Raw genomic sequence first — 20,602 nt, 5'->3', positions numbered from 1 at the left:
CGCCTCCCACTCGGCCAGTCGCCCCCTCACCGGAACAACCGCCGCCACGTCTCGGGCCCCGGGCGGCCGTCGGCCGCCGCGCCGCGCCAGCCCTGGGCCCGTTGGAACGCCTCCACGTTGCGCCGGTCGCTCTCGCTCCAGGCCGGCCCCGGGCCCCGTACGTAGTGCCTGCCGAAGCCCTTCTTCACCAGCTGTCTGCCGAGCCGCTCGATCGCCGGGTGGGAGCGGCCGGGGCGGAAGACGTCGCGGCCCGGGTAGGCCGGAGCGCCCGCGCCGCCGCCGACGCCCGCCTTCGGGATGTCCCGGCCCTCCCCCTTCATCAGGTACGTCCACGTCGTCGGCCCCGGCAGACCGTCCGCGCCCTTGCCCCGCCAGCCCTGCGCCAGCTGGAACGCCCGCGTCGCCCCGCGGTCCGCGTCGCTCCAGCGCGGCCCCGGGCCCGACCGGTAGAACCGCTTGCCGCCCCGGGCGACCAGCGCCTTGCCGAGCCGCGTCACGTACGTGTTGTTCGCCCCGGGACCGAAGGACCCCGCGCCCGGGTACCGGGCCGCGGCGGGGTCCACCGGGCCCGGGCCGCCCGGGGTGCCGCCGCCCACGCCCTTGTAGCGGTAGGCCAGATAGCGGTTCCCGTTGGTCCAGTAGGCATAGGGCGTGGGTTGTTTCCTGGCGTGCGGGCGTGCCTGTTCGTAGGCGAAATAGCGCGAGTGCGTGTAGTCCGTCCAGCCGCCGAAAAGAGTCACGTGCGATCCCTTGTCGGGATCCGCCGGATTGTGGAACAGAAGAATGTCGCCGGGCTGAAGCTGGTCCTTGGAAATGCGCACCGCATACGTGTCGAGACTGCCCGTCCATTCGTTTCCGCCCAGGTTCCAGGCCATCGAGACAAAGCCCGAGCAGTCTTGCCGGTAGCCGTCCGACCAGTACGCGTCCATGCGGTACGGCACCTTCGCCGCGACCCACTTCTTCGCCCGGTCGATGATCTCCGCCCGGGTGGTCGCCCGGACGGCGGCGGTGCCCGGCGGGCCCGGGGCCGCGGTGGCCGGACGGCCGTGCAGCGGGGTCTTGCCGCCCTGCGGGGTGCCGGGCCCGTCGTCGGCGGGGACCGCGCCCCGACCCGCACCGGGATCCGCCAGGTGGCCCCCCACCTCGGCGGATGCCGCCACGGGCAGCGTCTGGCCGCCGAGCACGGTGCCCGCGGCCGCGGCGAGGACGAGGGCGCGGCGCGCGCCGTGCGCCGCGGGGTGGCCGCCGAGGCGGACCGGGAGAGCGTGCGGGGCCGTGCGCCGCCAGCGAATACAGCCGGGACATTCGCAGTCGCTCTCGGGGGTGAATTCCTCGAATGCCGGAGCGGCCTCCATGCGACTCCCCTCACACCCCGGAAAAGAATGTTCGCGCATCTGCACGTCCGTCAGTTTCTCAACTGTCCCGGGATACCGCATGTTGACGGCCCGAATGATGGATGGGCCCCTGCCGCCTTCCCCTCTCGCGCCTCCCGGGGCGGGCGACCGGCCGCCGGGTGGTTCGGAGCACCCCCGGACATCCGGTAGAGTTCTCCGGGTCAGCAGGCGCCGCTAGCTCAGTTGGTTAGAGCAGCTGACTCTTAATCAGCGGGTCCGGGGTTCGAGTCCCTGGCGGCGCACAGACAGCGAAGGCCCTCCGTTCACACGGAGGGCCTTCGTCGTTCCCGCACGGGGGCCGGCTGCCGTGCGCGTACCGCTACCGTGTCGCCATGGCGCGAGACATCCAGGAGCGGATCAAGAAGCTGATCATCGATTCGAGGCTGCCCTCCGGGGCCTCGCTGCCGACCGAGCCCGAGCTGATGGAGCGCCTGGGGGTCAGCAGGAACTCCGTACGGGAGGCCCTGAAGGCGCTCCAGGCGATGGGGATCGTGGAGATCCGGCACGGTTTCGGGACGTATGTCGGTCCGATGTCGGTCGCACCGATGATCGAGGGCCTCGCCTTCCGCACGGTCGCGGGCCACTACCGCGGCGAGGACAGCCTGCTCCAGCTCCTGGAGCTGCGGGAGGCCGTGGAGACCGGGCTCATCGCGCGTCTGGCGGGCCGCGTCCCCGACGCCGACCTGGCCGAACTCGACGCGCTCGTGGCCCGGATGGAGGCCGAGGCGGCGTCCCCGGAGGGCGAGGTGCGGGCCGAGACCGACCGTGCGTTTCACGCCACGCTGTACCGCGGCCTCGGAAACCTGCTCCTGGGCGAGGTTCTGGAGGCGTTTTGGGACGCTTTCCACCGAGTCCGGACGGATCTCGTGGACGTACCACCGGATCCCGAGGTCACCTGCCGTCAGCACCGCGAGATCCTGGAGGCGGTACGCTCTGGCGACGCTCTCCGGGCTGAGCAGGCCATACGCGAGCACTTCGGTAATATTCGAACCCGTTTGGGCTCACCAGTCCCAACAGACGCCTCAAATCGCTCGTATGACCGGTAAACCCCTTGTATCGCTCTTGCGATCATGCCGTAAGGCGTAGAACCCTGTCCTGGAGCCATCGGCTCTCACGAGGCGGGCGATACGGGGCAGTTGGGGGCCCGAGACGGCCGCGGCGGGACAGGGACGGGGGTCCCGTTCGTGAAGCGATGTCGAGGGGGGCATCATGCAACCGGAAGGTCGCCTTTCCATGTCTTAGGAGAAGGTGGCCTGCCGCTGATGCGTTCGCGAGGGTCCACGGGCACCGGAGCGGACGGAACGACCTACGAACACGCGGGGGACCGCGTGCGGGGGGATGACTCATGACGTCGACGCCGACGGGCGCGCGGCAGAACGACCCGTCAGAGACGACCCAGCTCAGGGCGGTTTCGCACAGGACGGGTGGGTTCCGAAGAATCAAGAAGACCCTGCCGCGGTACGACTACGAGCACTACAGCCGGCTCGCGGGCCCGCTGACGCAGCCCGACCCGAGCAAGCCCTACAAGGTGAAGTACCGCTCGCTGCTCTCCCAGGAGCCGCACAAGATACGGGCCGCGCTGATGCTGGGCGCGGCCCCGCTGCTCTCCCTGGTGCTGCTCGGCTGGCTGCTCCAGCCCGAGCACTGGACGGAGCGGGACTACGTCGCCAACGACTGGCTGCCGGTCCTCGACGTCGTCATGCTCATATCGATCGGCCTGATCGAGTTCTTCCGCTGCATGAACGTGCTCTCCAACGCGCACGCCACGCTCGTCGCCCGCGACCCGATACCCGTGGTGCCCGAGACGGGCACCAGAGTCGCCTTCCTCACCTCGTTCGTGCCCGGCAAGGAGCCGATCGAGATGGTGACGAAGACGCTGGAGGCCGCGGTCAGGATCCGGCACCGCGGTCTGATGCACGTATGGCTCCTCGACGAGGGTGACGACCCGGAGGTCAAGGAGGTCTGCCGACGCCTCGGCGTGCACCACTTCTCCCGCAAGGGCGTCGCGAAGTGGAACATGGCGAAGGGCCCGCACCGCGCCAAGACCAAGCACGGCAACTACAACGCCTGGCTCGACGCCCACGGCGACGACTACGACTACTTCGCCTCGGTCGACACCGACCACGTCCCGATGCCGAACTACCTGGAGCGGATGCTCGGCTTCTTCCGGGACGAGAACGTCGGCTTTGTCATCGGCCCGCAGGTCTACGGCAACTACGACAACTTCGTCACCAAGGCCGCCGAGTCGCAGCAGTTCCTCTTCCACGCGCTGATCCAGCGCGCGGGCAACGCGTACGGCGCCCCGATGTTCGTCGGCACCTCCAACGCGGTGCGCATCAAGGCCCTGAAGCAGATCGGCGGCCTGTACGACTCGATCACCGAGGACATGGCGACCGGGTTCGAGATCCACCGGGCGACCAACCCGGCGACCGGCAAGAAGTGGAAGTCGGTCTACACCCCGGACGTGCTCGCGGTCGGCGAGGGCCCCAACGCCTGGACGGACTTCTTCACCCAGCAGCTCCGCTGGTCCCGCGGAACGTACGAGACGATCCTCAAGCAGTTCTGGAAGGCACCGTTCTCGCTGCCCCCTGGCCGTCTCTTCAACTACACGATGATGGTCATCTTCTACCCGATGTCCGCCATGAACTGGATCCTCGCGGCGCTGAGCTGTGCGCTGTTCCTGGGTCTGGGCGCGTCCGGCGTGAACATCGACCCGACCATCTGGCTGATGCTGTACGGCAACGCCTCTGCGCTGCAGATCGGCCTGTACATCTGGAACCGCAGGCACAACGTCTCCCCGCACGAGCCCGAGGGCTCCGGCGGTGTGGCGGGCATGGTGATGTCGGCGCTCTCCGCGCCGGTCTACGCACGCTCCCTGATGGACGCGGCCCTGCGCCGCAAGAGCAAGTTCGTGGTGACCCCCAAGGGCGACTCGGCGAGCCCCGACACCCTGTTCGGGACCTTCCGGATCCACCTGTTCTTCATCCTGGTCTTCGGCGCCTCGATGGCCGCCTCCTTCGTGTACGGGCACTCCCACCCCGCGATGATCACCTGGGCCACGTTCGCCCTGCTGATCACGGCCGCGCCGATCTTCGCGTGGCGCTGGGGCATGCGGCAGGACAAGAAGAAGCCTCCGCCGCCCGCGCCGGACGCGAACGTCCCGCACCAGCGGGACGCCACGGCGCCGCTGCCGCACGCCGGCCCGCCCGCGCCGCACGGTGCGCCGCACGCCTCGCAGCAGAAGCCCAGCTGGGCCGCGCCCGACCAGACCATGCAGATTTCCCTTGGGGGACGTAAGAAATGAAAGACCGTTCCAGCCGCCGTCGCGCCCGCCGCATCGCGATAGGCGCGGCGGTCGTCCTCGCGCTGGCGGGGATGAACGGCCCGTGGCTGTGGCGCGTGGGCTCCGAGAAGTACCACGACTACAAGATCAACAAGTCGGAGTACAAGGCGGACAACGGCCACTGGGAGGTCGTCGACTTCCCGGAGGAGTACCGCCAGAACACCATCCACGCGGCACTTCTGCACACGGGCAAGGTCCTCCTGGTCGCCGGGTCCGGCAACAACCAGAAGAACTTCGACAAGAAGAAGTTCGACACCCGGCTGTGGGACCCGGTCAAGAACACCATCAAGAAGATCCCGACGCCCACCGACCTGTTCTGCACGGGCCACACCCAGCTGGGCAACGGCAACCTGCTGATCGCGGGCGGCACGCAGCGCTACGAGAAGCTGAAGGGCGACATCACCAAGGCCGGCGGCCTGATGGTCGTCCACAACGAGGACCCCGACGAGCCGAAGACGATCCCCGCGGGGACGAAGTTCACCGGCAAGAAGAACGGCAAGACGTTCGTCTCCCAGGACAACATCCTGGTCGAGAAGGCGAAGAAGGTCTTCGACAAGCAGACCGGCGCGTTCGTGCGCACGGAGCCGGGCCTCGGCCGGGTCTACGTGGAGGCGCAGAAGAGCGGGGCGGAGCACGAGACGGGAACCCAGGACAACTACCGCATCCAGGGCCTGAAGGGCGCCGACACCCGCAACGTCTACGGCATGGCGGAGAAGCTCGCCCTGGACAAGAAGGACTTCCAGGGGATCAAGGACACCTTCGAGTTCGACCCGGTCGCCGAGCGGTACATCAAGGTCGACCCGATGAACGAGGCGCGCTGGTACCCCACGCTGACCACGCTCACCGACGGCAAGATCCTCTCTACCTCGGGCCTCGACGAGATCGGCCAGCTGGTCCCGGGCAAGAACGAGGTGTACGACCCGAAGACCAAGAAGTGGACGTACACCAAGGGCATCCGCCAGTTCCCGACCTACCCGGCGATCTTCCAGATGGCCGACGGCAAGCTGTTCTACTCCGGTTCCAACGCGGGGTACGGCCCGGACGACGTCGGCCGCAAGCCCGGCGTCTGGGACCTGGAGACCAACAAGTGGCGGGGCATCCCCGGCCTGAGCGACCCGAAGCTGATGGAGACGTCCGGCACGGTCGAGCTGCCGCCCGCCCAGGACCAGAAGTACATGGTGGTCGGCGGCGGCGGTGTCGGCGAGTCCAAGGAGTCCAGCGAGAAGACACGGATCGTCGACCTCAAGGCGGACGACCCGAAGTTCGTCGACGGGCCCTCCCTGGAGAAGGGCACGCGCTACCCGCAGATCTCGACGCTGCCCGACGACACGGTGCTGATCTCCGGCGGCTCCGAGGACTACCGCGGGCGCGGCGACTCCAACATCCACCAGGCGCGGATCTACGACGCGAAGACCGGTGAGATGAAGCGGGTGGCCGACCCCGAGGTGGGGCGCAACTACCACTCCGGTTCGATCCTGCTGCCCGACGGCCGCGTGATGTTCTTCGGCTCCGACTCGCTCTACGCCGACAAGGCCAACACGAAGCCGGGCGTGTTCGAGCAGCGCATCGAGATCTACACACCGCCGTACCTGTACCACGGGTCGCAGCCGTCGCTCGGCAAGGGCCCCGAGACGATCAGGCGGGGCGGGTCGGGGACGTTCCCCACGAAGCACGCCTCGTCCATCAAGACGGCCCGCCTCATCAAGCCGAGCGCGTCGACGCACGTCACGGACATCGACCAGACGTCGATCGCGCTCGGCCTGAAGAAGTCCGCGGGCGACGTCACGGTGACGGTCCCGAAGAACCGCAGCATGGTCGAGTCCGGCTGGTACATGCTGTTCGTGACGGACGACCAGGGCACCCCCAGCAAAGCGCAGTGGGTCCACGTGCCGTGACCCAGGGGCGCGGGGAACTGCGCGAGCAACCACAACAAAGCCGCAGTCGCGTCTGCTGAGTCACTGAGCAGACGCGACTGCGGCTTTTCGTGGGCTGAGCGCGCAGTTCCCCGCGCCCCTTAAGGGGCGTTCCTCGCGAGGCCCAACGCGTATTCGGGCCACCACTCGCCGGCCTTGGGACCGCCGCGGCACGTGCCGTCGGACTCACCGGGCCGCTTGACCCAGAGGTACGCGTCGACGAGGGGATCACGCGTCTTCGTCGTGGGCGTCTCGCCGAGCGCCCGGCCGGGCGGGTTGCACCAGGGGTCCTTGCCCTTGGTGTACGGCCCGTTGCCGTTGCGCGCCGTGTCGATGACGAACGGTTTGTTGCCGATCTTCGCCGACAGCTTCTTGCCGAACTCCGTGCTGACCTCGGTGGTCTGGAAGTTGGAGACGTTCACCGAGAAGCCGTCGGCCTGCTCGACGCCCGACCACTTCAGGGGCTCCCAGAGCGAGTCGGGGTTCTTCCAGCCCGCGTTGCCCGCGTCCAGGTACACCTTCGTGTTCTTCAGGGACTTGAGCTTGCCGATGGCGCCCTTGAGGAGGTCGTACCGCTCCTCGTGGAACTGCTCCGGCGTGCAGTTGTCGACCATGTGGAGGACCGCGTCGGGCTCCAGGATCACCGTGGCGTGGCGGTCGCCGATGCCCTTGGCGACCTGGTCGACGAACGCGCGGTACGCGTTGCCGTCGGCCGCGCCGCCGCCCGAGTACTGGCCGCAGTCGCGGTGCGGGATGTTGTAGAGGACGAGCAGCGCGTCCCGGTCGGCCTTCTCCGCCGCCTCGGTGAACCCGCGCGCCTGGTCCTCCGCGTTCTCCGGGACGATCCACTCGGCGACCGGCTGCTCGGCGATCTTCCGGATCTGCGCGGCCTCGTCCTTCTTGCCGTCCTCGGCGTACGAGGCGACCTGCTTGGCCGCGTTCCCGTCCGGGTTGACCCAGTACGGGTCCTTGCCCTTGGGCTGCTGCTTGACCGGCGGACTCGACGTGTCGTCCTCCGAGTCACCGCCGGAGGAGCACCCGGCGAGGACGATCGCGGCCCCCGCGAGCGCCGCTCCCGTCCGCATCCCCCTGGCCGCGAAACCGTGCCCGCGACCGGTGCCTTTGCGGTACATCCACTCCCCCTCGGGTGCACTGTCCGTTTCCCAATCCTGACACACGTCTTCCCTGCCCACGAGGTCCGCCCGGCCCGCGCAGAGAGCTGTAGGAGAGCTGTTACAGCCTGCCCCATATGGGTAGTCGCAGTCTGCGGGGAGGGGAGGTACATGAGGACATGCGGGACCGCGACAGCGAACTGCGGCTTGCGGACGTCCTGGTGCGTACCGCGGACACCCTGACCGAGGACTTCGACCTCGAGCGCTATCTGGAGTGGCTCGCGGACCGTTGTGCGGAGCTGGTCGGCGCCCGGGGCGTCGGCGTGATGTACACCGGCGGGGACGACGCGGTCCGCATCGTCCCCTGCGGACGCCAACGGGCGGCGGTGCGGGGGCTGCTGGAGATCCAGTACCGCGGCGGCCCGTGCGTGGAGAGCTTCGCCACCGGGCAGCCGGTGCCGCCGACGCCGATCTGCCCCGACGGCGCCGGGGCCCGCTGGCCGCACTTCGCCGAGCGGGCGAGCGCGTACGGCGTCGAGGAGACGTACGCGGTGCCGATCCGGCGGGGCGGCACGGTACTCGGCGTGCTCAACGTCTTCGTGGCGGCGGCCGACTTCGAGGCGGCGGCCGGCGAGGAGGGCGAACCGGGCGGACCCGAGGACGGGGTGCCGTCCGAACTAGGGCTGCGGATCGCGCAGACTCTGGCCGATGCCGCGGCCACGGGCCTCCACAACCATCGCACCCACTCCGCGTACCGCGTGCTCTCGGAACAGCTTCAGACGGCGCTGGACAGCCGTATTCACGTGGAACAAGCCAAAGGTGTGCTCGCCGAGCGCTGGCACACCGGCATGGACGAGGCATTCGAGGTGCTGCGGGGTTACGCACGCAGAGAACAGCAGGTCATCGACCATGTGGCCACCCAGGTGATCAGGGGGAAGATCGACGAGAAAGAGCTCCGCCGGGGTAGGTCCGCACCTTCCTGACGCAGGCCGCCCCACCTGCGGCGATCACGGAATGAGAGTGAAGCGCGACTTGGCGTCATTCTGTCGCCGTCGCCTCTAGGCCCCCGAGCTCATTCGTTCTAAAGTCGACTGCACGGCCCAAGCCCCCGGCCTAGTCGACCGTTCCGCAATTCGGAATGGTCCCCGTACCTCCCGCGCCGGCGCCGGGTTTCTCCCGCAGCTCGTGCGCGCGCGGTCGAGGACCAGCCCGGTCGGCGGCTCCGGGGGGAGCGGGCCGCCGACCGGGCCGGGTACGGGATGCGTGCACGGGCCACCCGTGGCTACGAGCCGCTCACGCCGGTGAGATAGGCGGAGACGATCACGTTCGCGGTGTAGGTGCGCGCGTTCTTGTCGAAGGTGCCGCCGCAGGTGATGAGGCGCAGCTCCGCGCGGCCGTCCTCGTGCGGGCCGTACGCCGCCTTCGCGTCGAAGCGTTCCCGGGTGACGACCTGGACGTCCTCCACCGTGAACTCGGCGGTCCTGCCGTCGGTGCGGGCGACCTCGACCTTCTCGCCGGGGCGCAGGGTGCTGAGGTCGTAGAAGACGGCGCGCTCGGTCTCCGTGTCGACGTGGCCGACGAAGAGGGCGGCGCCGGGGGCGCCGGGGCGGGTGCCGCCGCCGTACCAGCCGACGGTGCCGGACTCCGCGAAGGGCGGCGGGTCGATCGCGCCGTCGCCGTCCAGGCCGCGGGCCGTCACGGGGGCCCGTACCTTCAGCGCGGGCACGTCGACGCGCTCGGGCCGCGCGGGCGGCAACGGGTCGTGCGCGGGCGGCAGTTCGATGCCGAGGGGTCGGCCGACGGCGGCCACGTCGCCCGTGGCGGGTGCGGAGAGGCCGCCGCGCAGGCCCGTGATGTCGCTGCCCCAGAGGCAGAGGCCGACCAGGAGGACCGCCCAGGCGACTCCGGTCAGGAGCCGTCCCCGGCCGGTGGCGCGTCCGGTGCCGGACATGGTGCCGTTCCGCCCGTCACTCGGAGCGGCGCCGGCGGACGCTGCGGAGGGCCACCGCGACGGCGGCGACCCCCGCGAGGATCAGGCCGATCACGGCGTGCCGGGTGCCGGGTCCCGCTTCGGCGGCCTCCGCGCTCGCGCCGGTGGTCAGCTGCGCGGTGCCGCCGCCACCGGCCCGCACCGGGGAGACGGGTTCGGGGTTGTGCCGCTCGATCCGGACGGTGCCGACGCCCTGGTGCGGGTGGCCGTCGCAGGTGACCGTGACGTCGTGCGTACCGGAGACGCCGTGCTTGATCCTGGCGCTGCCGTTGAGCGCGTACTTGTCGCCGTCCCGGCCGGTGAGCTCGGCGTCCCCCTCGAAGGCCCCGGATCCCGCGGTGCCTGTGGTGCCGCTGCAGCCCGTCACGCTCACCTCCACGGTGGCGCCGGGCGCGGTGCTCGCGGGGGTGACGGTGGCCCGTACGGACCCGTTCTCGTGGGCCTGGGCCGCGCCCGCGGGGAGGGCGGCCGCCAGGATGACGGCCACTCCCGCCCCACGGACGGCAAGGGAACATATACGCATCGTGATGAACCTCCACCTACGAGGTTCACCCGCGCGGGGCGACTCCGCATCCCGATGCGCGGCAAACGGGCGGATCAGATCCGTTCGACCAGGTCAGCGATGGAGTCGACGACGTTCGACGGGCGGAACGGGTGCCGGTCGATGTCCGCACGGGACGTCAGGCCGGTCAGCACCAGGAACGTCTCCATGCCCGCTTCCAGGCCCGCGAGGACGTCCGTGTCCATGCGGTCGCCGATCATCGCGCTGGTCTCCGAGTGCGCGCCGATCGCGTTCAGGCCGGTCCGCATCATCAGCGGGTTGGGCTTGCCCGCGAAGTACGGGTTCTTGCCGGTCGCCTTGGTGATCAGCGCGGCGACGGCTCCGGTGGCGGGCAGCGGGCCCTCGGTGGAGGGGCCGGTCTCGTCGGGGTTGGTGCAGATGAAGCGGGCGCCGCCGTTGATGAGGCGGACGGCCTTGGTCATGGCCTCGAAGGAATACGTGCGGGTCTCGCCGAGGACCACGTAGTCGGGGTCGTGGTCGGTGAGGACGTACCCGATGTCGTGCAGGGCGGTGGTCAGGCCGGCCTCCCCGATGACGTACGCGGTGCCGCCGGGGCGCTGGTCGTCGAGGAACTTGGCGGTGGCGAGCGCGGACGTCCAGATGTTCTCGACGGGCACTTGGAGGCCCATGCGGGTCAGCCGGGCCTGGAGGTCGCGCGCGGTGTAGATGGAGTTGTTCGTCAGGACGAGGAACGGCTTGCCCGACTCGCGCAGCTTCTTGATGAAGGCGTCGGCGCCGGGGATCGGCACTCCCTCGTGGATGAGCACGCCGTCCATGTCGGTGAGCCACGATTCGATGGGCTTGCGCTCTGCCATGCGGTGCACTCCTGCGGTGTACGGGGTGGCTGGGGCGCCGGGACAGCGCTGTGCCGACGCCCACAGCCTAATCAAGCCGCACTGATCTTGACCCCGTCGATCGTCCAGTACCAGTTGTCGCCCCCGCTGTAACGGAAACGAACCTGTGCTTTCCGGGCACCCGCGGGGACTTTGAGCGCGATGTTCTCGACGACGGAGGGCGTGTCCGCCGTGTACGTCCGCACGGCGACCGGGGCGCCACCGTCGTAGGAGACGAGCACCTCGCCCTTCTGCGGGGCCTCGTGGCGGTAGTACGTCGTGTACGTGAGCGTCGCCGCGCCCCCGCCCCGGACGTCGTGGCCGCGGCCTTGGCGGTGGCGGCGAGGGGCCCTGCGGCGAGGGCGGCGACGGCGGTGGAGACGAGCAGCGAGCGGCGGGTGATTCCGGTACCTGACGACACGTGGTCCTCCGGAGAGCGTGGTGGTGGGGCGGCGCGCGCGGTGGTGCGACGGTGAGCGGTCAGCTGCCGGTCGCCGACTTCCAGTCCTCCACGTACGACGGGAGGTTCTCGGAGACGTCCGCCCAGTCCGGCTCGAAGATCTCCACGCCATCGATGATCTTGGCGAGGGCGATGGCGTTGGCGTCGGTGGCCTTGATGTCCTTGCGGGCGGGGAACCCGCCGCCGACCTCGCTGACCTGCCGCTGTGCCTCCTGGCCGAGCAGGAAGTCGAGGAACTTCTTGGCGTTGGCGCTGTGCGGGGCCTTGCTGACGAGCCCGGCGGCGTAGGGCAGCGCGAAGGTGGTGGGCCTGTCCGGGCTCTTGGCGGTCGCCGGGAACCAGATGCCGAGGTTCGGCATGTCCTTGGACTGCGCGTAGTTCATCTGGACGTCGCCGTTGGCGGCGAGCAGCTCGCCCTTGTCGACCTTGGGCGCCAGCTTGCCGGTGGAGGCGGAAGGACCGACGTTGTTGCTCTGCAGCTTCTTCAGGTACGCCATCGCCGGCTCCTTGCCGCCGAAGTCGTGCATCGCCTTGATGAGCACGGCGGTGCCGTCGCCCGCGACGCCTGGCGTGGAGTACTGCACCTTGTTCTTGTACGAGCTGTCGGTGAGGTCCTCCCAGGTCTTGGGCGCCTTGCCCCCGCTCAGTTCCTTCTTGTTGTAGATGAACCCGAAGTAGTTGTTGACGACCGAGGTCCACTTGCCGTCGGCGTCCTTGCCGGCCCCGTCGACCTGGTCCGAACCCTTGGGCTCGTACGTCTGCAACAACCCTCGCTCGTCGGCCTGCTGGATGAACGGCGGCAGGGTGACGAGGACGTCGGCCTGCGTGTTGGACTCCTCGCGGACGGCGCGCTGCACCATCTCCCCGGAGCCGCCCTCCACGTAGTTGACCTTGATGCCGGTCTTCCTCTCGAAGTCCTTGAAGACCCGGTCGTACCAGCCGTCGCCGTTCTCGCCCTTGAGGCCGTCGGCGCTGTAGACGGTGACGACCTTGTCGTCGGAGGCGGCGGAGCCGCCGCCGCACGCGGTGAGGGATCCGGCGAGGACGAGGCTGCCGGTGACGGCGGCGACCGTGCGCAGGTGCGGGGCGCGGGTAAGGCGGGACATGGCGTTGTGTACTCCTTGGAGAACCGGGGGACGGGGCGGGTTCGGCGAGTTCAGCGGTAGGAGGCGCGGGTCCGGATGCGGGAGACGGCCAGGAGGACGAGGAGTGTGGCCGCCATCAGGACCACCGCGACGGCGGCGCCGGTGAAGGTGGAGCCACGGTCGGTGGCGGCGTAGATCCGCACGGGCAGCGGCATCCAGTCCGGCGGGTAAAGCATCATCGTGGCGCTCAACTCCCCCATGGACAGCGCGAAGCAGAGCCCCGCCGCCGCGTTCAGGGACGGCAGCAGGAGGGGCAGTTTCACCTTCCACAGGACGTACGAGGGCCGGGCGCCGAGCGACGCGGCGGCCTGTTCGTACGCCGGGTCGAGGCGCGCGACGGCGGCCGAGACCGACTGGTGGGCGAAGGCCGTGACGAGGAGGGCGTGGGCGAGGATCACGATCCACCGCGTGCCGTTGAGGATCATCGGCGGCTTGGAGAACGCGACGAGGACGGCGAGCCCGACGACCACGGACGGCACGGCGACGGGCAGCACGAACAGGGCGTCCACGAACCTCTTGCCGCCCCGCTTCAGGGAGGCGGCGGCGAGCGCGGCCCAGGATCCCACGGCGAGCGCGAGCAGGCTGGCGGCGACGGCGGTGACCAGGCTGGTGGTGAGGGCCCGCAGTGACTCGCCGCGCGTCGCCGACGCGTAGTGCTCGCCGGTGAACCCGGACGGGAAGGCGCCGGACCAGTGCTCGGAGAACGACGCCACGAGGATCACGAGCAGGGGCAGCGCGAACAGCGGGAGGAACAGGACGAAGAAGAGTGCCCAGGTGGCCCACTTCCCCTTGCGGCTATGCACCAACACGACGGCTCACCACCCGGTACAGGCCGTAGAGGCCCACGGAAATCGCGATGTTGACGACGGCGACGACGCAGGCCGCCGGGTAGTCCGACTCGAGGATCGCCTTGCTGTACACGAGCATCGGGAGCGTCGTGACGCCTTTCGCCCCCGTGAAGAGGACGATCCCGAACTCGTTCAGGCACATGACGAGGACGAGGCTGCCGCCGGCGGCGAGCGCGGGCAGCGCCTCGGGCAGGATGACGCGGCGCACGATGCGGCCGGGCCGGGCACCGAGACTGGAGGCGACCTCGATCTGCGCGGTGTCGATCTGTGAGAACGCGGCGAGCAGGGGCCGCATCACGAAGGACGTGAAGTACGTGATCTCCGCGAGCAGCACGCCCCACGGCGTGGTCAGGAACTGGAACGGCCCCTCGGCGGCGCCGGTCGCGTCCGTCCACACGCCGTTGGCCATGCCCTTCGTCCCGTAGACGAAGAGGAGGGCGAGCGTGATCAGGAAGGACGGGAAGGAGAGGAAGACGTCGATGAACCTGGCGACGGCCTTCCCGCCGGGGAACGGCACGAAGGCGATGACCAGCGCGAGCGCGAACCCGAGCACGAGACACCCGACGGTGGCCCCGGCCGCCAGCCACACGGTGGTCCCGAGCGCCTCCCGGAACGCCTCGGAGACGAAGACGTCGGAGTAGGGCTGGAGGGAGGTCCCGCCGGTGTCGGGCCGCACGGACTCCTTGACGACGAGGAAGAGCGGGTAGAGGAAGAAGAGGGCGAGGAGGGCGACGGGGGGCAGGGCCCAGACGAAGGCGGGCAGCGTGCGGGACGTCGCACCCGCTGGGGGCGTCGCCGCCCCGGTGTTGGCCGCAACCGCTGTGGGCGTGCGTTCCGCCGGGGCGGAACGGGCGGGCACAGCCCCCGGTGCCGGGGCATTCGAACCGTGGCGCTCAGTGGGACTACTCATCGGTCACCCCTCCGGCAAGGAGCACCGCGTCCTCGGGCGCGAAGTGCAGGGTCACCGAGGACCCGGGAGCGGGCGGATCGCGGAGTTCCCGGAGGTCCGCCTTGACCCGCTCGCCCGCGACATCGACGTACAACCGATGCGTGGCGCCCCGCCATTGGACCTCGGTGACCCGCCCGGTGAGGGCGTTCGGCCCCTCCCCGAGGCCGACCAGGTGAGGCCGCACGCAGAGCGTGGCCGTCACCCCGGCGGCCACGCCCCCCGTGTCGACCTTCAGCTCGGCGTCGCCGAGGAACACCCCGTTCGCTCCCACGGTCACCCCGAGGAGGTTCGCGTTGCCGACGAACGACGCGGTGAACTCCGTACGCGGCGCCCGGTACAGCTCCTGGGGCGTCCCGCAGTCTCGAAGCCGTGCCCGGTCCATGACGGCGATGCGGTCGGCGAGGGTGAGCGCCTCGACCTGGTCGTGGGTGACGTACAGCATCGACACGTCCGGCAACTCGCGGTGCAGCCGGGCGAGTTCGCCCAGCATTCCCGACCGCAGCTGCGCGTCGAGCGCGGACAGCGGCTCGTCGAGCAGGAGGACGTCCGGCCGGATGGCGAGGGCCCGCGCGATGGCGACGCGCTGCTGCTGGCCGCCGGAGAGCTCGCGCGGGTACCGCTTGGCGTACGCGGCCATGCCGGTCGTGTCGAGCGCCTCGGCGACCCGCCCGGGGATCTCTCCCTTCGCCACCTTCTGCGCCTTCAGCCCGAAGGCCACGTTGTCCTCGACCCGCAGGTGCGGAAAGAGCGCGTACTGCTGGACGACCATGCCGATGCCCCGCCGGTGCGGCGGCAGGTCCGTGACGTCGCGCTCCCCGAGGAAGACCCGCCCGGACACGGGCCGTACGAACCCCGCGACGGCCCGCAGCGCGGTGGTCTTGCCGGAGCCGGAGGGCCCGAGCAGGGCCATGACCTCGCCGGGCTCCACGGTCAGGTCGAGGGAGTCGAGGACGGTGTTCCCGCCGTACGCGACGGAGACCCCGTCGAAGCGGATGCCGCTGCCCATCAGCCGACTTCCCGGAGCACGGCGGGCAGTTCGGCGACGGAGCCGAGCACGTGGGTCGCACCGGCCTCGCGCAGCGCGGCACCGTCGTGGGCGCCGGTGAGCACGCCCGCGACGACGGAGGCGCCGGAGCGTACGCCGCTGAGCATGTCGTAGGCCGTGTCGCCCGCGACGGCGACGTCCCGCACGCCGTCCACGGCGCCGGTCCGCAGGAAGGCGGCGAGCACCATGTCCGGGTAGGGGCGTCCGCGGCCGCCCGCGTCGGCGGGGCACAGGGTGAGGCCGACCAGGTTCCGCCACCCGAGCGCGTCGAGGATGGCGTCCTGGGTGACGCGGGCGAACCCGGTGGTGAGGACGACGGTGCGGCCGTCGTCCGCGAGCTCCTCGATGGCCTCGCGCGCCCCGGGGACGGGTGCGATGCGGCCGCCGTCGACGAGCATCCCGTACGCCTTCTCGAAGGCGACGTTCGCCTGCCGCGCGAGCTTCTCCTCGCCGAACAGGTGCCGGAAGACGGAGATCTTGGACTCGCCCATGGTGGCGCGGACGTACTCCAGTTTCGCGGCGTGGTCGGCCGAGTCGGGTTCGACGCCGAGTTCGCGCGCGGCGGCGGCGAAGGCCTGCTCGACGAGGCCTCCGTCGGCGACGGTGGTGCCGGCCATGTCGAGCACAACGAGCCCGATGCGGCTGCCGTCCGTGGTGTCCTTCAACTCTCTCACCATCCCAGTTCGTCGGCGGTCCGCTCGGCGATGGCGGGCGAGCAGGTCATGCCGCGCCCGCCGGGCCCGGTGACCAGCCACACGCCGTCGCGCACCTGCTGCCGGTGCACGACACGGCTCGTGTCGACGCACTGCGCGTACACCCCGGCCCAGCGCCGCCCGATCTTCGGCAGCGGGCGGCCGAGGAAGCCCTCGACGACCTCGGTGAGGTGGTCGTAGGGGTCCTCGACGGTGTCGAAGGCGAAGGGGTGCTCGTACTCGTGGGTGTCGCCGATGGTCAGGCCGCCGTCCTCGCGCTGCACCATGAGCAGCTGCATCTTGTGCGCGGCGGCGGTCGGCGTCTGCGCCTGCCCGGCGTTGAGCGCGTCGAGGGCGTCCGACCGGTACGCCGGGTAGTAGCGGAAGCTGTCCGCGTCGGCGACGGAGGTGGTGAGCCGCTCACCGAGGGGCTCGGTCTGCATCATCTGCAGCCGTACGCGACGCACGGGCAGGTCGGGCCCCGCGAGCTCCCGGACGAGTCCGCCGAGCCAGGCGCCGGTGGCGAGGACGACGACGTCGCCGCTGTGCACGTCGCCGTGGTCGTCGCGCACGGCGCTCTCGCCGACGACGTCGCGGACTTCGCGGCCGGGCAGGAAGGTGTAGCGGGGTGACGCCAACAGCGCTTCCCGAAGCCTCAGTTGGGCGGTGCGGGGCTCGACGGCCGCGTCCCGCTCGCACCACAGGGCGCCGCTGAACTCGCCGCGCAGGGCCGGGTTGAGGGCCCGCGCCTCGTCGGCGGTGAGCAGCTTGTACCCGCGGGCGGCCGCGTCCGGGCGGGCGAGGGCCGCCTCGGCGACGGCGTGCTCGCGGTCGTTGCGGACGAGGGTGAGGGAGCCGTTGGCCCGGAAGCCGAGGCCCGGGACGCGGGCGCCGATGCCCTCCCACAGTTCGCGGGCGCGCAGGGCGGTGTCGAGCTCTTCGCCACCCGCCCGGCCGCTCACCCATATCTGCCCGAAGTTGCGCAGCGACGCGCCCCGGGCCTCGCTCTCCCGCTCGATCTGTACGACCTCGTGGCCGCGGTCCAGTGCGTGCCAGGCGTGCATGGTTCCCACCACGCCGGCTCCTACGACGATGACTCTCACGGCGGCAACGCTGCTGGGGATCGGTGACCCGGGCGGGGCGGGCCGGCAACGGGACGGTGAACGCCCACCCAAGCTTGGACTAGACCCGTTATGCATCCGTGACAATATGAGCGTTGTGCTCGGTGTGTGGAGGGTTCAGCCGAGGCGGGTGGTGAAGGAGAACCGGTCCCCGCGGTAGAGGGTGCGTACGCGTTCGAGCGGCCGGCTCTCCGTGTCCCGGGAGAGCCGGTGGATCAGCAGCATGGGGAGCGCGGGCGGAGTCCCGATGAGAAGAGCCTCACGGGGGGTCGCGAGGACCGTTTCGATCCTCTCGTCGGCGTCGCCGAAGGAGATGCCGAGGCGGTCGCGCAGGTACGCGTAGAAGGAGGAGTCCGGTTCGAAGTCGACGTCGAGGCGGGGTACGCGGGCGACGGCGACGTAGGTGCTCTCCAGGCCGACCCGCTCGTCGTCGGCGAGCAGCACGCGCTCCATGTGCCAGACGGGCTCGCCGGGTTCGGCGCCGATCTCGGCGGCGAGGGGGGCGGGGCAGGGGAAACGGTCGAGGGAGATGAGATGACGTCCGGGCGTACGCCCTTGCCTCCGCACGCCTTCCGTGTAGCTCGCGAGCGACAGCGGCTGCTCCAGCTTGGGGCCCGCCACGACGGTGCCGCGCCCCTGCCTGCGGAGCCGCCCCTCCAGGAGCAGTTCGCGCAACGCCTGCCGCACGGTCTCCCGCGCCACTTCGTACCGCTCGGCGAGATCGCGCTCCGTGGGCAGCGGCTGCCCGTCCCCCAACTCCTCGACGAGCCCCGCGATCCTGGCCTTCACGGCGTAGTACTTCGGGATGCGCCCGTGCTCCGGAATGCCGGAGCGGATGGGCGCGCCGGGCAGTTGCGTGAGCAGGTGGGCGGGGGGGTCGGGGGTGAAGTTCTCCACCCGGGGATGTTCGCAGACGTACGTGAACGGGTGGGTGAACGCGGGGTGGCGGGGGGAGTTGGGGGCGGGGAAGTTGGGGCGTGGGGAAGTCGGGGGCGCCGGGGCGACGCACGCACCTCGGCTCAGCGCCTGCCGGCGCGCAGGCGCCGTGCCCCCACGGCGAGGGCGCCGAGGCCGAGGAGGGCGGCGCCCGCGGTGATGCCCATGCCCAGCGGGGTACCGGTCCCCGTCTCGGCGAGCTCCTGGAGCCGCCCGGCGGAGGGGGCCGCCGAGGGGACGACCGTGCCTTCGGGGGTGATGTCGAAGGGGTAGTCGTTGGAGGCGCCGACCCAGTCGCCGTCGTCGTCCCTGCGCTGGACGAGCGCGGCGGACGCCACTACGTGGTTGGTCCCGGCGTCGGGGGCGAAGGAGAGGCGGACCTTGACGGTGACGGTACGGCCGGGCCCGACGGTGAACCCGGGAAACCCGTCGCCGTCGCCGAAAACGCCGATGTTCTCCCCTACCCCGGTCTTCTGGAAGCGCACGTCCCGCTGCCGCGTCCCGTCGCCGAACTCCACCCGCACGTGCCGGGGCCTCAACGTCCGCTCGCGGTCGACGAGGACGAGGATGGGGTGGATGTTCCCGCACGTCTCGTCGGTGGAATTGGTGAGGTCGAGCGTCCACTCCCGCGGCTCGCCGTCGGGCTCGTAGGCGCCGGGCCCCGGATGGATGCGGGTCACGAGGGGGAACGCGACGGCGTCCGCGGAGGTGCAGGTGGGGTGGTCGGCGGCGCGGGGGACGGCTGCCCCGCCGCTGCCCCTCGCCCCACCCTCGGCGGCCACGTCGGGCACCGCGGCAGCGGCGGCGGACGCCAGGGCGACGACCGTGGCGGTGACGACGGGGACGAAGGAATCGCGGAAGCGCATGCGGGACCTTTGCTGAGCGGGTGCCGGAGCGGGGCGGAAGGCTGGTTGCCGTGGGCTGAGACCCTGTCACGCCGCCCCGCCCTGACCGCCCCGCCACCGCCCGATAGGCCCGATCGGCCCGCCGGAGTCCCCTCAATCAGGCGAGATGCCCCGCTCAGCCGGTTGCGCCGGGCCCCGGCCACCGCGGCGGGCGGGGAACGCCACGTCCGCGCGGCCGAACACGGGCGCGAGGACGAGCTGGGCCGCGCCCTCCGCCACCGCCCGCTCCCCTCCCGGGGCGAGACTCACCGGTACCGGAACGGGGACCGCCCCGCCCCCGCCCCCGCGCCGGACGCGTTCGGCGACGACCGCCCCCACCCCACGTACGAAGAGATCCTCCGCCGCGAACACCGTCCGCCCCCCGAGCAGCACACGGTCGATGTCGAGCAGCCCGACGAGGTTGCCCGCAGCCGTGCCGAGCACCCGCGCCGCCTCCGCGAACTCGCCCCGCGCGACCGCGGCGAGGCAGAGCGCCTCGACGCACCCCCGGTCCCCGCACTCGCAGCGCGGCCCGTCCAACTGCAGCACCTGGTGCCCGAATTCCCCCGCTCCGGTACGCGCCCCACGGTGGACGACCCCGCCGAGCACGAGACCGGCACCGAGCCCCGTACCCAGATGGACGTAAGCGAAGGAGTCCGCGGCCCCCGCGAGAGCGAGGCCGAGCGCCGCGGCGTTCGTGTCCTTGTCGACCGTGACCGGCAGCCCGAGTCGTTCCGACAGCGCGTCCCGCAACGGGAACCCGTCCCACTCCGGGAACCCGGTGACCCGGTGCAGCACCCCCTCCGCGTGGTCGAGCGGCCCGGGCAGCGCGACCCCGACCCCGGAAACCGCAACCACACCCCCGTCCCCACCGGCGTCCAGCAGCTCCCGCACCTCCCCCGCCGCCACCTCCACCACCGCCCGCGCCCCCGCGCCAAAGGCGAGCGGGGCGCGGCGTTCGGCGACGACCGTGCCGGTCAGGTCGACGAGGACGGCCGTCAGCTCGTCCCGGTCCAGGTGGAGGCCGACCGCGTGACCCGCGCCGGGCACGAGGCGCAGCACCGTGCGGGGCTTGCCGCCCGTCGACGCCCGGCGCCCCGCCTCCGCCGCGAGGCCCTCCGCCCGCAGCCGCGCCGTGATCTTGCTGACCGCCTGCGGCGTGAGCCCCGTGCGCTCGGCGAGCTCCAGACGGCTGATGCCCGTCTCGCCCGCGGCGCGCAGCAGATCGAGCACGAGCGCCGCGTTGTGCCCGCGCAGCGCCGGCAGGTTCACGCCGGAGTTCTCCCTGCGAATGTTTTCGCTGTGCACGTACGACTTCACGCCCCCATTGTCCCGTCCGCTTGCACTTTGGCAACACCGTTGCTTAAGTGGAGAG

The 20,602-nt window shown here is 71.0% G+C and carries 19 protein-coding genes and 1 tRNA gene; 5 read left to right on the top strand and 15 right to left on the bottom strand.

The window, feature by feature from the left end; genetic code table 11:
• Positions 1 to 26: 26 nt before the first annotated feature.
• Positions 27 to 1,355: a peptidoglycan-binding protein gene (locus tag AC07DO_RS01140; RefSeq protein ID WP_479056183.1), complete on the bottom strand. Its 1,329-nt coding sequence runs from the start codon at positions 1,353 to 1,355 to the stop codon at positions 27 to 29.
• Positions 1,356 to 1,562: 207 nt separating this feature from the next.
• On the opposite strand from AC07DO_RS01140, the gene AC07DO_RS01135 reads away from it, so the two are divergent.
• From AC07DO_RS01135 to glxA, 4 genes are all read left to right on the top strand, one after another.
• Positions 1,563 to 1,636: transfer RNA gene (locus tag AC07DO_RS01135), tRNA-Lys, on the top strand.
• A gap of 90 nt (positions 1,637 to 1,726) precedes the next feature.
• Positions 1,727 to 2,440 carry a FadR/GntR family transcriptional regulator gene (locus AC07DO_RS01130; protein WP_479056182.1) on the top strand — a complete coding sequence of 238 codons (714 nt, stop codon included), beginning with the start codon at positions 1,727 to 1,729 and terminating at the stop codon, positions 2,438 to 2,440.
• 299 nt (positions 2,441 to 2,739) lie between these two features.
• Positions 2,740 to 4,698, top strand: coding sequence for a glycosyltransferase family 2 protein (locus AC07DO_RS01125; protein WP_479056181.1), 1,959 nt, complete (start codon positions 2,740 to 2,742; stop codon positions 4,696 to 4,698).
• Complete coding sequence (gene glxA, locus AC07DO_RS01120; RefSeq protein WP_479056180.1) at positions 4,695 to 6,632, top strand: radical copper oxidase GlxA; 1,938 nt, start codon at positions 4,695 to 4,697, stop codon at positions 6,630 to 6,632. The genes AC07DO_RS01125 and glxA overlap by 4 nt, the downstream gene beginning before the upstream one ends.
• Positions 6,633 to 6,751: 119 nt before the next feature.
• Here the strand turns inward: glxA and AC07DO_RS01115 are convergent, their stop codons facing one another.
• Positions 6,752 to 7,783: a glycoside hydrolase family 6 protein gene (locus tag AC07DO_RS01115; protein ID WP_479056179.1), complete on the bottom strand. Its 1,032-nt coding sequence runs from the start codon at positions 7,781 to 7,783 to the stop codon at positions 6,752 to 6,754.
• Positions 7,784 to 7,941: 158 nt separating this feature from the next.
• On the opposite strand from AC07DO_RS01115, the gene AC07DO_RS01110 reads away from it, so the two are divergent.
• Positions 7,942 to 8,745 (top strand): GAF and ANTAR domain-containing protein, encoded by an 804-nt coding sequence (locus tag AC07DO_RS01110; protein WP_479056178.1) that lies wholly within the window; start codon positions 7,942 to 7,944, stop codon positions 8,743 to 8,745.
• A gap of 299 nt (positions 8,746 to 9,044) precedes the next feature.
• Here AC07DO_RS01110 and AC07DO_RS01105 read toward each other — a convergent pair whose 3' ends face one another.
• The 13 genes from AC07DO_RS01105 to AC07DO_RS01045 form a co-directional block, all read right to left on the bottom strand.
• Entirely contained in the window at positions 9,045 to 9,713 is a 669-nt protein-coding gene (locus AC07DO_RS01105) for a class F sortase (RefSeq protein ID WP_479056176.1), read from the bottom strand.
• A gap of 16 nt (positions 9,714 to 9,729) precedes the next feature.
• The gene (locus tag AC07DO_RS01100; RefSeq protein ID WP_479056174.1) at positions 9,730 to 10,239 is read right to left on the bottom strand and encodes a hypothetical protein; all 510 of its coding nucleotides are present in this window, start codon (positions 10,237 to 10,239) and stop codon (positions 9,730 to 9,732) included.
• A gap of 110 nt (positions 10,240 to 10,349) precedes the next feature.
• Positions 10,350 to 11,129 (bottom strand): HAD-IIA family hydrolase, encoded by a 780-nt coding sequence (locus AC07DO_RS01095; protein WP_479056173.1) that lies wholly within the window; start codon positions 11,127 to 11,129, stop codon positions 10,350 to 10,352.
• Between the two features lie 71 nt (positions 11,130 to 11,200).
• Positions 11,201 to 11,389 (bottom strand): hypothetical protein, encoded by a 189-nt coding sequence (locus AC07DO_RS01090; RefSeq protein WP_479056172.1) that lies wholly within the window; start codon positions 11,387 to 11,389, stop codon positions 11,201 to 11,203.
• Between the two features lie 238 nt (positions 11,390 to 11,627).
• Positions 11,628 to 12,713, bottom strand: a complete 1,086-nt coding sequence (locus AC07DO_RS01085) for a 2-aminoethylphosphonate ABC transporter substrate-binding protein (RefSeq protein WP_479056171.1) — start codon at positions 12,711 to 12,713, stop codon at positions 11,628 to 11,630.
• Positions 12,714 to 12,763: 50 nt separating this feature from the next.
• Positions 12,764 to 13,561 (bottom strand): ABC transporter permease, encoded by a 798-nt coding sequence (locus AC07DO_RS01080; RefSeq protein WP_479056170.1) that lies wholly within the window; start codon positions 13,559 to 13,561, stop codon positions 12,764 to 12,766.
• Positions 13,548 to 14,510 carry a 2-aminoethylphosphonate ABC transporter permease subunit gene (locus tag AC07DO_RS01075; protein WP_479056169.1) on the bottom strand — a complete coding sequence of 321 codons (963 nt, stop codon included), beginning with the start codon at positions 14,508 to 14,510 and terminating at the stop codon, positions 13,548 to 13,550. The genes AC07DO_RS01080 and AC07DO_RS01075 overlap by 14 nt, the downstream gene beginning before the upstream one ends.
• Complete coding sequence (locus AC07DO_RS01070; RefSeq protein ID WP_479056167.1) at positions 14,503 to 15,555, bottom strand: ABC transporter ATP-binding protein; 1,053 nt, start codon at positions 15,553 to 15,555, stop codon at positions 14,503 to 14,505. The genes AC07DO_RS01075 and AC07DO_RS01070 overlap by 8 nt, the downstream gene beginning before the upstream one ends.
• A complete protein-coding gene (locus tag AC07DO_RS01065; protein WP_479056165.1) occupies positions 15,555 to 16,259 on the bottom strand; it encodes an HAD family hydrolase in 705 nt (234 codons plus the stop codon). The genes AC07DO_RS01070 and AC07DO_RS01065 overlap by 1 nt, the downstream gene beginning before the upstream one ends.
• Positions 16,260 to 16,264: 5 nt before the next feature.
• Positions 16,265 to 17,389, bottom strand: a complete 1,125-nt coding sequence (locus AC07DO_RS01060; RefSeq protein WP_479056164.1) for a TIGR03364 family FAD-dependent oxidoreductase — start codon at positions 17,387 to 17,389, stop codon at positions 16,265 to 16,267.
• 135 nt (positions 17,390 to 17,524) lie between these two features.
• On the bottom strand, positions 17,525 to 18,304 hold the full coding sequence (locus AC07DO_RS01055) for a GntR family transcriptional regulator (RefSeq protein ID WP_479056163.1): 780 nt from the start codon (positions 18,302 to 18,304) through the stop codon (positions 17,525 to 17,527).
• A 122-nt stretch (positions 18,305 to 18,426) separates the two neighbouring features.
• Positions 18,427 to 19,209 carry a hypothetical protein gene (locus AC07DO_RS01050; RefSeq protein ID WP_479056162.1) on the bottom strand — a complete coding sequence of 261 codons (783 nt, stop codon included), beginning with the start codon at positions 19,207 to 19,209 and terminating at the stop codon, positions 18,427 to 18,429.
• A 132-nt stretch (positions 19,210 to 19,341) separates the two neighbouring features.
• Positions 19,342 to 20,547, bottom strand: coding sequence for an ROK family transcriptional regulator (locus AC07DO_RS01045; protein WP_479056161.1), 1,206 nt, complete (start codon positions 20,545 to 20,547; stop codon positions 19,342 to 19,344).
• Positions 20,548 to 20,602 lie beyond the last annotated feature (55 nt).

The organism is Streptomyces sp. NPDC045678 (assembly GCF_056432085.1).
The sequence above is the reverse complement of the archived record's forward strand: the minus strand, read 5'-3'. Positions and strand labels throughout refer to the sequence as shown.